General features: G+C 40.0%; 12 protein-coding genes. 6 read left to right on the top strand and 6 right to left on the bottom strand.

The genetic code is table 11. The annotated features are described in order from the left end of the window. Positions 1 to 20: 20 nt before the first annotated feature. The 4 genes from G8761_RS16970 to G8761_RS16955 all read right to left on the bottom strand — a co-directional run bounded on the left by G8761_RS16970 (position 21) and on the right by G8761_RS16955 (position 3,998). A complete protein-coding gene (locus G8761_RS16970; RefSeq protein WP_166028809.1) occupies positions 21 to 1,103 on the bottom strand; it encodes an AI-2E family transporter in 1,083 nt (360 codons plus the stop codon). 287 nt (positions 1,104 to 1,390) lie between these two features. After that, the gene (locus tag G8761_RS27310; RefSeq protein ID WP_338000981.1) at positions 1,391 to 1,696 is read right to left on the bottom strand and encodes a DUF2512 family protein; all 306 of its coding nucleotides are present in this window, start codon (positions 1,694 to 1,696) and stop codon (positions 1,391 to 1,393) included. Positions 1,697 to 2,262: 566 nt separating this feature from the next. Further along, complete coding sequence (locus G8761_RS16960) at positions 2,263 to 3,495, bottom strand: MFS transporter (protein WP_166028808.1); 1,233 nt, start codon at positions 3,493 to 3,495, stop codon at positions 2,263 to 2,265. Between the two features lie 65 nt (positions 3,496 to 3,560). Then, positions 3,561 to 3,998 carry a CBS domain-containing protein gene (locus G8761_RS16955; RefSeq protein WP_166028807.1) on the bottom strand — a complete coding sequence of 146 codons (438 nt, stop codon included), beginning with the start codon at positions 3,996 to 3,998 and terminating at the stop codon, positions 3,561 to 3,563. A gap of 193 nt (positions 3,999 to 4,191) precedes the next feature. Here G8761_RS16955 and G8761_RS16950 point away from each other — a divergent pair, with 193 nt between their 5' ends. The 5 genes from G8761_RS16950 (at position 4,192) to G8761_RS16930 (ending at position 10,797) form a co-directional block, all read left to right on the top strand. Further along, complete coding sequence (locus G8761_RS16950) at positions 4,192 to 4,617, top strand: MarR family winged helix-turn-helix transcriptional regulator (protein ID WP_166028806.1); 426 nt, start codon at positions 4,192 to 4,194, stop codon at positions 4,615 to 4,617. 327 nt (positions 4,618 to 4,944) lie between these two features. Beyond that, entirely contained in the window at positions 4,945 to 5,406 is a 462-nt protein-coding gene (locus G8761_RS16945; RefSeq protein WP_166028805.1) for a MarR family transcriptional regulator, read from the top strand. A gap of 4 nt (positions 5,407 to 5,410) precedes the next feature. Continuing rightward, a complete protein-coding gene (locus tag G8761_RS16940) occupies positions 5,411 to 8,566 on the top strand; it encodes an MMPL/RND family transporter (protein ID WP_166028804.1) in 3,156 nt (1,051 codons plus the stop codon). Between the two features lie 721 nt (positions 8,567 to 9,287). Next, positions 9,288 to 9,623, top strand: a complete 336-nt coding sequence (locus G8761_RS16935; RefSeq protein ID WP_166028803.1) for a hydrolase — start codon at positions 9,288 to 9,290, stop codon at positions 9,621 to 9,623. A gap of 343 nt (positions 9,624 to 9,966) precedes the next feature. Next, positions 9,967 to 10,797, top strand: coding sequence for an STAS domain-containing protein (locus G8761_RS16930; protein ID WP_166028802.1), 831 nt, complete (start codon positions 9,967 to 9,969; stop codon positions 10,795 to 10,797). 362 nt (positions 10,798 to 11,159) lie between these two features. Here G8761_RS16930 and G8761_RS16925 read toward each other — a convergent pair whose 3' ends face one another. After that, a complete protein-coding gene (locus G8761_RS16925) occupies positions 11,160 to 11,906 on the bottom strand; it encodes a TPM domain-containing protein (protein ID WP_166028800.1) in 747 nt (248 codons plus the stop codon). After that, on the bottom strand, positions 11,903 to 12,481 hold the full coding sequence (locus G8761_RS16920) for a LemA family protein (RefSeq protein WP_166028798.1): 579 nt from the start codon (positions 12,479 to 12,481) through the stop codon (positions 11,903 to 11,905). The genes G8761_RS16925 and G8761_RS16920 overlap by 4 nt, the downstream gene beginning before the upstream one ends. Before the next feature lie 249 nt (positions 12,482 to 12,730). Between G8761_RS16920 and hmpA the strand changes: the two genes are divergently transcribed. Next, entirely contained in the window at positions 12,731 to 13,936 is a 1,206-nt protein-coding gene (gene hmpA, locus G8761_RS16915) for an NO-inducible flavohemoprotein (RefSeq protein ID WP_166028796.1), read from the top strand. Positions 13,937 to 14,265: the final 329 nt, after the last annotated feature.

Raw genomic sequence — 14,265 nt, 5'->3', positions numbered from 1 at the left:
GACCTGTGTGAAAGGTCCTTTTATTTTGTGATATGCACAATCCCGGTATTTCTAAGTTTGTAAAATTTTATAAGATTTTTTACAGTTACTTTAACAACTGAATATAGAGGTATAGAAATCAGAATACCTATAAATCCGTATATCGATCCTGCTACCAAAAGAATAAGAATAACCGTTAGCGGATGAAGGTCCAGCCTTTTGCCCATGACTCTTGGGGTTATCAAATTTCCGTCAATCTGCTGAGTAATTATAGTTACAATAATGACCTTTACGGCCATAAAAGGATTCATCAGAAGGCCTACCAGGACAGCGGGTACTATTCCAATTATAGGACCAAGGAAAGGAACAATAGTCATCAGCATCGCGAATATCGCTAGCAGAATGCTGTTTTTTAAACCAATAATTAAAAACCCTATGGAAAGAAGAATTCCATCTGACAAGGCAATAATCATTTGGCCAACAATATAAGTAGAAAGTGTTTTATCAATATCAAGCAGAATCCTGTTTCCCTCCATAACATGGTCCTCAGGAAGGCGGGTTAATAGAGCTGGCCTGATTTTTTCATCATCTTTAAGTAAATAGAAAACGATGAAAGGAACAACTACAAGTACGCTTGCGATGCTAGTTATGATTTGAATAATAGATGTTACATTCGTTTGGACATAATGGAAAACGGAACTGGTATATTTATTAACCGATTGTTCTAATTTATCAACTGAAAAGCTGCCAATAGTATTATGCCCTAAAACTTTTTTAGACTGATCCGAGATTTTTTCCACTTTTTCAGGGAATTGTTTGGTAATGTTTTGGACTTCACCTGAAATAGGAGCTCCGGCCAAGTAGAAGAATAAATAGGCGAGGCCAAAAAATAACAGAAATACAATGAGAATGCTAATATTTTTATTCACGTATTTTGCCAGGAAACGGACAATTGGCCGTAAAATATAATAAAAAAGTCCGGAAATTATGAGCGGGAAAAAAATCGTCGCTATTAATTTTTGAAACGGCCACAGGAAGTAATCTATTTTTCCCAGCATGTAAATAATGAATAAGACTAGCAAAGTGCCTGTTGCATATTTAAAAAATGGTTTATGAATCCACAAATACAATCCCTCTTTTCCCTCAATCCCTTTAACAGAGTGTATGCACTATTTTCTATCCCAAAATGGATGTTATTAAACAAAATACGTAAAATCCAAACTTATCTGCCAATTAAGCAGCAAATTTTTAAAAAGAAGACTTGTTAAATCCTGTTGCGGATTGTAGGGGTCTGGGATTTTAGCCTATAATCCTATTTTACAAACGCACAAGGAAAACAGTTTGAGAAGTTTAAAATATAAAAATAAAAAAAGGATGGCATCGTGATTTGATTGCCATCCTTTTTCTATCATTAAACTAAATGATTTGTATCTGTGTGGTGAAGCTGGTTTTTTGCCAGCCATTTGTGATAAAAATACTCACCAGCAGCAACTACTATTGATGCTGCAAATGCTTCACCAAATGCATCATTATAGCCCAGCATTTTCATTCCGCCCCATACAATAATCAATGAAAGAACAAAATCTCCTATTGTGGCTGCAATATTTCCCATCTTTGGAAGGACCATTAAATCCCCCGTAAGATAAGCAAGGAACAGAAGAACTAAACCTATTAAGGTAGAATCTAAAAAGGAAACATCGTTAATTAAAGTAAGCACGATCTACATAACCGGAAGAACCAGCATGGCTTTAAATCCTAACGTTTTACCGTGATTCATATTTTCGCCTCCTTTGTTTGAGAAATATCTAACATTTATCCCCATTTGAGTGTTATAAACTGGAAAATATATTGAAAAAACTGGAACGTCTGCCATTTTATTTTAAAAAAGTTAGCTGGGTGTGAGCGTCGGTATCTATATGTATGGACATATGGCCCTGAATACCTTGGTAAATAAGACATACCCACAAGAAATTCCGTTGCCTGATCCTTTTGTCGATAAAGATGTGATTCATCCATTGATAAGATCATTTTCCATAGTTTCATAGAATCCCATATACGTATAATGGTGCTGTTGAAACAAAATATGCACTACCAAAAAGACGGCCTGGAATGACCCTGGCCGTCTAGTTAGTTATAGTACACTTTTAAAATTGTCTTGCTTCCGCGTCAGCTTATCCCTGAAGCTGCTGTTTAGATCGTCAAAAAGCGGCACGATGGAAATCCAGTTGTAAATTGCATTTATTTGTCAGGAAAAAGCTTCGCTGAACGAGCAATTGCATTTTTTTAATGCCCCGCTTCAGCAGAGTCTACGTGTCGAACGTGAGCATGATTGAATGAAATGAATACCACTGAAAGGGCAACAAAGATTGCACCTACTATAAAAGGCATTGATGGATTATACCATTCCGCCATTTTACCTGCAAAATAAGGGGCGATTGCGCCGCCGATAAATCGCAGGAAGCTGTATGCTGCTGATGCAGTTGAGCGTTCGACAGGAGCAGCATTCATAACAGCTGTTGTGATTAAGGTATTGTTATTACCGAGCAGAGCACCCGCCGCAATTACGGCCGCAATAACGACCCATTGTGTTGATGTCCAAATTCCCATTGCCAAAAGAAGAAGGGCAAAGAGGGATAGCATTACGGCCATTGATTTTACCGTTCCAAATTTTCGCTGAAGCACTGGTGCCATAAAGACAGAAGTTGCAGCCAGCAAGATTCCCCAGCCGAGGAAGACATAACCCAAACCATGTTCATCAAGCCCCATAACAAAAGGAGCATAGGCAAGCAGGGTGAAAAATCCAAAGTTATAAAGAGCGGCACCGATTCCAAAGACTAAAAGCGAGCGATGCTTCATGGCGCGGAAAGGGTCTTTCAATGATGTTTTCGCTTTAAAAGCATTTGGACCAGTGGTTTTTGGCATCAGAACGGCCAGACTTATAAATGCAACGATCATTAATGTAGCAACCCCCAGGAAAGGTCCCCTCCAGGACATCCCTCCAAGCCATCCCCCAACCAGAGGGCCTACAGAAATACCAAGCCCTATGGCAGCTTCATATAAAATAATCGCTTTTGCTGTACCGCCGGAAGACAATGAAACAATCGCTGTTAAAGCAGTTGCAACAAACAGTGCATTTCCCAGTCCCCAGCCGCCCCGAAGGCCAACCAGTGTCCAGATATCATTTGAAAGTCCGCCAAGTCCAGAAAATATAGCTATAATAACAACACCTGTCATTAAAGTACCTTTTATACCAAGTCTGGATGAAATAGCCCCGGTAATAAGCATGGCCACTGCCATAACAGCATTGTAGCTTGTAAATAGAAGCGTGACTTCACTGTGGCTCGCGTTAAGCTTCTGGGCAATGGCTGGTAGAATAGGGTCTACCAGGCCTATCCCCATAAAGGCAATGATAGAGGCGAAAAAGACTGCCCAGACTGCTTTAGATTGTGTTCCAATGTTCTCTTTTTCTGCAGCACCCGTTTTCTGAGCAGTTACTGTTTGCTGTGTTGATGACATTCGTTAATCCCCTTTGTGTGTATTTTTTGTTAAAAATTATTTGGAGCTATTAAACTTTGATTATCTTAAAGCAGCGATTTGAAGGAATACCTAATGACATCACCACGGCTGATAATTCCAGCCAGTACTCCATTTCGCTCGACAGGCAATTTTTTTATTTGCCGCTTACCTAAAAGGGCGGCAATATTTTCGATACTTTCATTCCATTGGACCTTCATAATCTTCTTTTTAGCTATTCCCATTACATTTAAATCAAGCAGCCTGCGTTCTCTTTCTTCAAATTCCACCTCATCTCCCATAATGGTGAAGGCGTAATAAAAAGAATCGACTATACGGTCCTCATGGCGGCCGATATAACGCATAATATCACCGTCACTGATATATCCTACAATCTCATTTTTATCATTGACAACCGGAAGTCCGCTAATGGAGTAGTCAATAAATTTTTGAATAACGGAGCGGACGGTATCACTGTCCTTAACTTTGTGGACCTGATTAATCAAAAATCTTGAGCTAGCATAACACCCTCCTCGGGATAATCCATTATCTGGTTTAATTGTATGACAAAAGGATATGATTGTATTATACAACCACTTAATAACATGTCAATAGTGTTTTACAAAAAGGGTTGGTATTCCATAATAAAAACTATATGTTATGATGAAATCAAGAAAAAGAAATTGCGAGGTAGTTAGAATGAACGAAAATACGCTGGAGACCATTGAACTCGAGCTGGCCGTTATAATCCGCCGAACTACATCAATCACCACCCGGAATAAGCTGGGTAACCTCGACCGTTCTGCCTATTTATTACTTCAAAGAATTGTGTCCCGCGGTTCAGCTGGTGTAAAAACTTTGGCTGACGAATTTCAGCTTGATATATCTACGGTAAGCAGACAAGCAGCAGCACTGGAACAAAAGGGTTATGTATATCGTATTCAAGATCTTCAGGATGGAAGATTTCATACCTATGAGATTACAGAATTGGGAAAAAAAGAGTGGGCGGAAGCCAAACAAGCCAGGATTGGAAGGGTTTCAGAGCTTTTGCAAAAATGGACGGAAGAAGAAAAGGAAACGTTCGGAAGACTTTTGAAAAAATACAACCAAGCCTTTTTTGAATAGGTGTTTAGCCTACATGATCACATGGTGGGGGACAAGGGCCTTTTTTAAAATCATGGCTCTATAAAAGTCATTGTTGATTATCCTTAGTTTGACAGGCTCCCGAACCGCCCGCGGAAAGCGAGCGCCGGGAGCTGAAATCAACAGGCAAGATTAACAAAGCAAAAATCATAAAATATATACAACTGAGGCCGGGCCAGGAAGCCCGGTTTTTCTTATTTATTTATTGTATTTCCTCATGAAGATATTGACAGGAAAAGCGGTTTTGAAATATAGTTAAACAGTTGAATTGTTCATGTGTTTAACTATTAATTAGGAGGGATGCAAAGAGTGGATAAAAAGCTGATTCAGGAACTCATAGACCGTTATGTAAATGTGTCCTTTAAAGTGACAAAGAAGGCCGAAACCCTGATTAAAGAGCAGATAGGAAATGACCTGACCAATGATCAGCATTATATGCTGCGCTACATACACCATGCCGAAAAATGCACTTCTTCTGAGCTTGCAGAAGCGTTTGATGTGAATAAAAGTGCAATTACCGCAATCATTAACCGGCTGGTTGAAAAAGGTCTTATAGACAGGAAGAGGGACGAAACCGACCGTCGTGTAGTTTATTTAACCTTATCCCAGTCGGGGACTGATTTATTTGAAAAAACGGAGAAGAGGATTCACAAGCTGGTTGAATCCATTATTACCAAGTTCGAAAGAGAAGAGATAACAGGGTTTATTGAAACTTACGAAAAGCTATCAGAGATGCTTCAAAAAATGGAGAAGGAACAGCTGGGAGAGTGAATGTATGAAGGCAATAATAAAAGGTAAATGGTTTGTCCTATTAGTGTGGGCGGCTATTCTTTCAGTTTTAATTACTTTGGCACCTAATATGGAGTCTCTTGTCCGTGAAAAGGGACAGATCAAGGTTCCGGATGGGTATTCTTCTGCATTGGCAGGGGAGATATTAAAAGACGTACAATCAAAGGAGAACAAAGGCAAAGATGTTTTGACAGCCCTTGTATTTCATAGTAATAAAAAATTAACTGACGAAGATTTGTCGGCTGCCGAAAAAGCTGTTAACAAACTTGATAGCCAAAAGGATAAACTGGGTATTACTTCTATCACCAGTCATTTCAAAGAAAAGCAATTGAAGGATGAGCTCGTTTCGAAAGACGGAAAAACCATTCTTGTTTCATTGAAAATTTCGGCTGAGGGAAGGGAAGCAAAAGAGATCTCCAGCGAGCTTTATCAATCTATTAAAGATTGCAAAGTTGAACATTATTATACTGGCAGCTGGATGATTGATGAGGATCTCGTTACTAATTCACAGGATGGCCTGAAAAAGACGGAAGGAATAACAGTCGTATTTATCCTGGTAATATTGCTCCTCGTATTCCGTTCCGTAATCGCTCCGCTGATTCCGTTAATTACAGTCGGTATAAGCTATCTTGCATCACAGTCGATTGTTGCCATGCTTGTGGATAAGGCCAATTTTCCGCTGTCTAATTTTACACAGACCTTCCTTGTTTCCGTTCTTTTCGGAATTGGAACAGATTACTGTATTCTATTATTAAGCCGATTTAAGGAAGAAATGAATCATCATGAAACTGTTGGAGATGCCATTATTGAAACATATCGCACCGCCGGTAAAACGGTGTTCTTTAGTGGGCTTGCTGTAATGATTGGTTTTGCTTCAATAGGTTTTTCTACCTTTAAACTCTATCAATCTGCATCTGCAGTCGCGGTTGGAGTAGCCATTTTACTATTGGCATTGTTTACTGTTGTGCCCTTTTTTATGTCTGTTCTTGGACGGATGCTTTTCTGGCCAGCGAAAGGCAAGCTGGAGCATCGGGACAGCAGGCTATGGGGCGCTGTCGGTGGATTTGCCCTTGCCCGCCCGCTCATAGCACTTATTATCGTTGCCGTTATTTCGGTACCTTTCCTGTTTACCTATGATGGAAAGCTATCTTACAACTCTCTTGAGGAAATCGGCGATAATTTTAACTCAATTAAAGGATTTAATATTGTTTCAGATGCCTTTGGACCTGGTGAATCTATGCCTACTCAGGTGGTAATAAAAAATGATGAAAAAATGAACTCATCCGAATATATTGCCTTAGCAGAACAAATCAGCCAGGAATTAAAAAAAGTAGATAATGTTTCTGTCGTAAGATCGGTAACACGCCCAACTGGCGAACCGATTGATGACTTATATATTTCGAAACAGGCTCAAACACTGGGAAGTGGATTGGGCAAAGGAAATGATGGAATTAAACAAATCAGCAGCGGTCTTAACCAGGCTGGTTCACAATTGGAGGCTTCTGCTCCAAAGCTAAAGGAAGCAACAAATGGAATTGGAAGCCTTATTAATGGAACAAAGCAGCTGACGGATGGAATGGTTCCATTAAAGAATGGATTGGAACAGATTCAAACAGGCCTGAAAAAAGGTTCAACAGGATCAGCGCAAATCAAAAAGGGCTTGGAAGACATTAAAACCAACTCTGAAGTTATGTTAAACGGAAGTAAGCAGCTGCTTGCAGGGTATCAACAGGCTGCTGCAGGAATTGGAACACTTCAGCAGAAATACCAGGGAATTGAAACAGGGCTTGCCGGATTGCAGGCAGGACTCGGTTCCCTGAACACAAACTTTGCGAATCTCGAAAGCAAATATGATGTAAAAAATGATCAAGATTATAATAAAATCAAAGGAACCGTCCTTTTTGTTCAAGGAAAGCTAGGCGAGTTAGACGGAGGTATTAAGCAGCTGAATGGCGGACTGACAGGGATACAGAGCGGCTTAAACACTGCAAATACTAACTTTGAAACTCTAATCTCTGGCCAGCAGAAGCTTATTGCGGGCATGGAGGCCCTGATTAATGGAATCAGCCAGCAGCAGGCAGGCCTTGATGCTATGGCCAATGGGCAGGGACAAATCATTGGTAATCTTTCGAAATTCACCGGCGGTCTGAATGGAATTCAAAATGGCCAGCAGCAGCTTTTGAACGGATTTGGAAGCCTAAGCGGCCAGCTGGATCAGCTGACAGATGGACTTACACAAAGCGCTAATGGTTTAAATGAAGTGTCAAAAGGGCTTAATTCCGCCCAAGATTATCTGGATGGAGTTTCACAGGTTAAAAGAAACGGTTTTTACATTCCAGATGAAGTTCTTAGCAGTAAGGACTTTTCACAGGCCATGAATGCCTATATTTCCAAGGACGGAAAAGTTATGACGATGGATGTTGTATTTAACGTCAATCCATACTCAAACAAAGCCATCAGCCGGGTAGATGATATTAAACAGGCAGTTGAGAGAGCTGTGAAAGATACAAAGCTTGAAAATGCGAAGGTAGCTTTAGGCGGTGTAACAAGTATTTATAGTGATCTTAACACGATTTCCGATCATGACTATTCCCGCACAGTTGTCTTAATGCTAGCAGGAATTGCAATCATATTGGTTATCCTGCTTCGTTCATTCATTATGCCGCTTTACCTCATTGCCTCTCTGATTTTGACATATTATACATCGATGGCCATTTCAGAAGCGATTTTTGTCAATTGGCTTGGCTATACTGGAATCAGTTGGGCGGTACCGTTCTTCGCTTTTGTTATCCTAATAGCTCTCGGAATTGACTATAGTATCTTTTTAATGGACCGGTTTAATGAACATCGCGATATGCCAGTAAAGTCAGCGATTCTGTTCTCTATGCAAAAAATGGGTACTGTTATCATTTCAGCGGCTGTCATTCTTGGCGGAACATTTGCAGCCATGATGCCAGCAGGCGTATTGTCATTGCTGCAAATTGCCACTATTCTGCTAGTAGGTCTCAGTCTTTACGCATTAGTGATTCTTCCATTATTTGTACCAGTAATGGTTAAAATCTTTGGAGAAGCCAATTGGTGGCCTTTTATGAAAAATGATAGAGTTATAGTCGATAGAGATAATAAAACAATACAATCATAATGGTTAGTGGGCTGACTCCGTGGAGTCAGCCTTTATTTGCTAATCAGAGCAAAAGGGTGACTGCCTCCGACATTTACTATTGCCCTTTTTTATAACCTTATGATTATCTATTCTCACTTAGAAAAGCTTGGCATTCGCCAAGCCGCAGACTGTAGAGGGGGGCTGTTGATTTCCGTTCCCAGGCACTCGCTTTCCGCGCGGGGGCGGGCGGTGAGCCTGTCAAACTTCAGTGACTAGCCCCTCGAGGTCGCTTCAGTCCTGCCGTTGAAGTAAAAGAACAACTTCATCGTCAGGCCCTCCAGCGCTTGTCGGGGCTGAACAAGTCACTTCAGTTCTTCTTTCTCCTCGGCGCACAAGCCTGTGGGGTCTCACCTGTCCTGCTAATCCTGAAGGAGTCTCGTGCCTTCCACTTCAATCAACTGGGTTTAGAAAGTTGGGTGGCAGTAGAACCAAGCTTATTTTAAAATAGATATATATAACGTTTAAGAGGATGAAGATGCTTTCAAAAAATAGTTCCATTCAAAGAGATCAGCTTGCTAGGGACTGGCCTAAATCTACTATTCCATTTTCGGGAAAAATCCCGAAATGGCCTTTTGCTCAAATATTATCCAAATTACTTTTTAACCTATTTGTTTACATTGCGGGGTTATCTAAATTGCAGTTAAAAAGATTAAATACCGGGATAATGTGGTAAATCAAGAGAAAAGAGAGGAGTGGAAGTATGAACGAGAAACCAACACAAATCTATTACCTTGATATTGCTACCGGGGAGATTATGATGGATCCAAACTGGGATTGGACATTTAGGCTTCAAGCAACTGACGATGAAATCGATCTTCTCCGTGAAATGCTGGACGAAGAGTACGAGACCGACTGGGAAGCCTTTAGCAGGGCGCATGTACCTTTTCTGGAATATCATAAATCATCTCCAAATAACGAATATGACGATCGGATGGTCTATATATATGCCATGATATATAAACTTGGAGATGCTGAGGCAAAAAGGCATGTGGAAGAGATGGGCATTTTAACAGTGCCATTAAGAAACGAAGAATAAAAGCTCCTTCATGGGGCTTTTTTTAATGGTTAAGAAAGTATAAAGATTTACCTTTTAAATTGTCTAGCTCCAGCGCCCGTGCCTAGTGTCCATCCCGCTTCTCCCTACGATAAGTCAACATCGAAGTGCTTTGCAATTCGTGTATCCTTTATCTCAGTCGAAGTGGAGGCCCGCAAGACTCGGGTCAGAAAGGCGTTGCCAAAGGACGTGGCGACCGCTTACGCCTTTCTTATGTCCAATAAGTTAGACAGCAAGTTTAAAATTAGTAAAACCATAATTGATTAGAATATAATAGGAACATAAATAAAAACTGAACTAGAACGACATAATGGGGGAAAAGAAGTTGGAACGATTTTCAGTTTTAGGGGAAAGCATCATTCAAAATAGCTATGAAATGGGAAAAAGAATAAGCAGATATTTAAAAGAAGATTTTGTACATGAAAAGGAGATTGCCAAAGAGGATGAAGAAGGGCTGCATCAATGGCGTGCCAAGCTCCTTCAGCTGCTGGGACAGGCAATTAAAGACAATAGTAATGAAAAAGTCTGGAATAAAGTTACTGAGTGGGCAAAGCTAACAGGAGAAAGTGCTGTTAAGCGAGATCTTCCATTAGATGAATCATTAAAAACATTAACGTCATACCGAATTGTGCTACTGGAGGAAATAGAAAAAGAACTTAAGGATTTAACCTTCACTGGCAGTGAATTAATACAAATCAATTTCGTTATTGATCCATTATTAGATCATGCAGGCTATATTTTCAGTGCCTCCTATGTTGAATTCCACCGCCGGACGATGGATCTCGCCCAAAAGGCCATTCAGGAATTATCTGTTCCTGTTGTTGCGTTGTCTGATGAAGTTGCGATACTGCCTTTAATTGGTGAACTCGATACCCATAGAGCGCGCATTTTGAAAGAAGCCTCGCTTAAAAGATGTTCCGAACTAGGAAATCTCTATTTAATTATGGACCTTTCAGGAGTCCCAATTGTTGATACTATGGTAGCTAATGAGATTTTTCAGGTAATTAGTTCCTTAAAGCTAATTGGAGTGGCTACTGTTTTAACCGGCCTAAGACCAGAAGTAGCTCAATCAATGGTACAGCTGGGAATTAGCTTTGAAGGCACTGTTGTAAAAAACAGCCTAAAGAGTGCAGTAGCCTATTTAAATCAAAAATAATACACATAAATAAGCAGTTTTCATAAAAGGAAACTGTTTTTATTTTTTTCATTTTCCTGTTCGGTTATTTTTTTATATAGCCGTTTCATGGCTTCGTTTTGCATTCGGATGTATTCAAGGAATTTCCTTTTCTTTCTCCTCTTCGTCCAGCTCCTCTTTATAATCATTCATAATAGCCCCTCCTTAAAATAAAGCCCCTATCAATATAAAACTGAAAGGGGCTTTTAGATTGCAGTTCGAGAGATGTATTCCCTTATTCAGCGTCTTGCTCCAACGCTAGTTGAAGGTATCTTGCATCAAGATTACCTTAGGAGATACTTGATACACGCCATTTGACACTAAAGGGGGGTTCGCTTTTCGTTTCACCAGCCACGGCCTGCGCCTCCGCCGCCCGATGAACCTCCGCCACCTCCTCGTGGGCCTCCACTGCCTCCGCCACCTCCTCCTCTTCCAAGAATGGAGAGTAGGGCAAATGAGAGAGAACCGCCAAAAAAGGTAAAATCAAGAATGAAAAAGCCGATTACTATAAGAATAATAAGCCATGAAGGAATGCCAATTCCCTGGTCCTGAGGCTGCCTAGCTTGTTCCTGGCTAGCCCCAAGGTCCCCGCCTCCAACTTTTTTGGAAAGAGCCTGGTAGGTATTCAGGATTGCCTGGTTGGGCTGGCCTGCTTTTAAAGAGGGCAGGGCATATTGGTCCAGTATTCGTCCGGCTTCACCATCCGTAATTGTTCCTTCCAGTCCATAGCCCACTTCAATTCTGATTCGCTTTTCTTTCATAGCAAGGACAAGCAGAACACCATTGTTCTTTTCTTTTGTACCTAGGCCGTAAGCTCGATAAGCTTTGTTGGCATATTCGTCAATATCCATTCCGCCAAGCGTATTGACAGTCAGAACAGCAAGCTGATCTGTAGAATGTTCATCTATCGATCGTCCAAGCCGGATTAACTGCTGCTCTTCCTCAGGTGATAAAACGTCTGCAAAGTCCTGAACATAGATATCACCGACCGGAGCCGGGATATTTTTATCCTCGGCAAACGCTGCTGTACCTTGCAGCAGGGGGAGAATCAGAAAGGAAAGGAAAAGAGTAAAAACTCTTTTGAAGGTCATTTTCCATTTCCCCCGAAGTCTACTTGAGGAGCCTGCTGCGCTTTTGGATCTGCTTTAAAGTATTCTTTTTTATCAAAACCTGTCATGCTTGCTACAATGGCACCCGGAAACTGTTTGACTCTTTTGTTATACACCATTACCTGATTGTTATAATCTCTGCGGGCTACAGACAGTCGGTTTTCCGTACCAGCCAGCTCATCCATAAGTCTTGTAAATTGTGCATCAGCTTTTAGGTTTGGATAATTTTCTACTACCACAAGAAGCCGGCTTAAAGAGTTTGAAAGATCAGCATTCGCTGTAGCTTCTTCCTGAGGTGTTTTTGCACCAGCCAATCTTGCGCGGGCATCCGAAATGGATTGAATAACTTCCTTTTCATGTGCAGCATATCCTTGAACCGTTTTAACAAGATTTGGTATCAAATCAAGTCTTCGCTGCAGCTGATTTTCAATTTGAGCATAGGATTGATCAACATCCTCCTCGGCATTGACGAAGCCATTATAACTCCCCATTAGCATCAAGCCAAATATGACTATGATCCCCACAATCACCAGGATCGGAACTAAGCTTTTTTTCATTCATTACACTCCATTTCTTTGTTGTATGTAGGTATCTTTCCCTAAAATTTTAGGCAATTAAACTTTTGAACTTTTTTACATTGGTTTTTAAAAAAATTAATAGACAAACGGCATTCTAGAATATCAGAAAAATTAGTTATTTTACAAAAACGTTAAAAACTCTTTTTCTGTGATTTAAATCACTTAATCGTTGTGTGAAGTTTCATATAATCACTATTGTCATAGTGAAAACTTAAAGGAGTGTTCGAGTTGTTAAATCAAAATACCATTGAAATCATTAAATCTACTGTGCCGGTTTTAGAAGAGCATGGTGAAAAAATTACTACTCATTTTTATAAGATTATGTTTAACAATCATCCGGAATTACTGAATATTTTTAACCATGCCAATCAAAAACAAGGGCGCCAGCAAAAGGCACTTGCCGGAACAGTATATGCTGCTGCGAAGTATATTGATAATCTTGAAGTGATAATTCCTGTTGTAAAACAAATTGCCCATAAGCATCGCAGCCTTGGAATTAAGCCTGAACATTATCCTATCGTAGGAAAACATTTATTAATGGCTATTAAAGAAGTGCTTGGAGATGCTGCCACAGATGAAATTATCAATGCATGGGCAGAAGCATATAGAGTTATTGCCGATGCGTTTATTAGCATAGAAGCTGAAATGTACGATGAGACAGCACACCAAAAAGGCGGCTGGGATGGATTCCGTCGTTTCGTTGTTGCCCGCAAGCAGCCAGAAAGCGAAGTTATTACTTCTTTCTATTTAAAACCAGAAGATAACAAAGAAATTGCGACTTTTGAACCAGGACAATATATTAGCTTGAAAATTGAAATGGAAGGCGAACAATATAACCATATTCGCCAATACAGTTTGTCTGATGTCTCAGGAAAAAATTATTACCGTATAAGTATTAAAAAAGAAGCTGGTACAAACAACCCGGACGGAATGGTATCCAATTACCTTCATAAATCAGTTAATGAGGGAGATGTTATTCTTGTCAGCGCACCAGCAGGTGACTTCGTTCTAAATACAAAAAAGGAAACACCACTTGTATTGCTTAGCGGCGGAGTTGGATTAACACCAATGGTAAGCATGCTGAAAACAGTTGCGGAAGTTCAGCCTGAACGAAAAGTAACCTTTATTCATGCTGCTATGAATAGTAAAGTACATGCTCTTCGTGATGAAGTATCACAATTGAAAAATGAAAATATCAAAAATGTAGTATTTTATGATGCACCAACGGATGAAGATCGTGCAGAAAACCGTTTTGACGTAGAAGGCTATGTTACAAAGGAATGGCTTACAAATAATGTTGATGTTAAAAACGCCGATTTCTATTTCTGTGGTCCGGTTCCATTTATGAAGGCAGTTAATCATTCATTAAAGGAACTTGGAGTTAGTGATGATCGCATCTACTTCGAATTCTTTGGACCAAAAGGAAACCTATAATAGAATAGATCAAAGAAGGTGTGGGGAAACCGCACCTTCTTTTTTTACACATATTAATTCATTCAAATAGCTGGAAGTTATTAATGCATAGGTACTATTACAGAAAAGGTGGCTATTCAACTTCTTTATCCACTAATAGTACCGGTAGTTGAAGAGGCAATATGAGCATCTTTAATATATTCTCTAGTTAACCTTCAATGGAGAGGCCTCCGTTATCTTCCATTTTTGATTCAGAAAAATAAAGAGATGATTATTGAGTATATTAGCCTAGTTTTTAAAATATTGATTGAATCTTTCGAATCATTAAAAAGAATGCTTTCTATGGAATA

Source organism: Neobacillus terrae (genome assembly GCF_011393025.1).
Taxonomy (GTDB): Bacteria; Bacillota; Bacilli; order Bacillales; family Cytobacillaceae; genus Neobacillus_A; species Neobacillus_A terrae.
This window is presented reverse-complemented; position numbering and strand designations above follow the sequence as displayed.

Bases quoted from the DNA above. Each gene is read 5' to 3' on its own strand.
- G8761_RS16920 (WP_166028798.1), bottom strand. From the start codon at position 12,481: ATGAAAAAAAGCTTAGTTCCGATCCTGGTGATTGTGGGGATCATAGTC.
- G8761_RS16960 (WP_166028808.1), bottom strand. From the start codon at position 3,495: ATGTCATCAACACAGCAAACAGTAACTGCTCAGAAAACGGGTGCTGCA.
- G8761_RS16940 (WP_166028804.1), top strand. From the start codon at position 5,411: ATGAAGGCAATAATAAAAGGTAAATGGTTTGTCCTATTAGTGTGGGCG.
- G8761_RS16925 (WP_166028800.1), bottom strand. From the start codon at position 11,906: ATGACCTTCAAAAGAGTTTTTACTCTTTTCCTTTCCTTTCTGATTCTC.
- G8761_RS16950 (WP_166028806.1), top strand. From the start codon at position 4,192: ATGAACGAAAATACGCTGGAGACCATTGAACTCGAGCTGGCCGTTATA.
- G8761_RS16935 (WP_166028803.1), top strand. From the start codon at position 9,288: ATGAACGAGAAACCAACACAAATCTATTACCTTGATATTGCTACCGGG.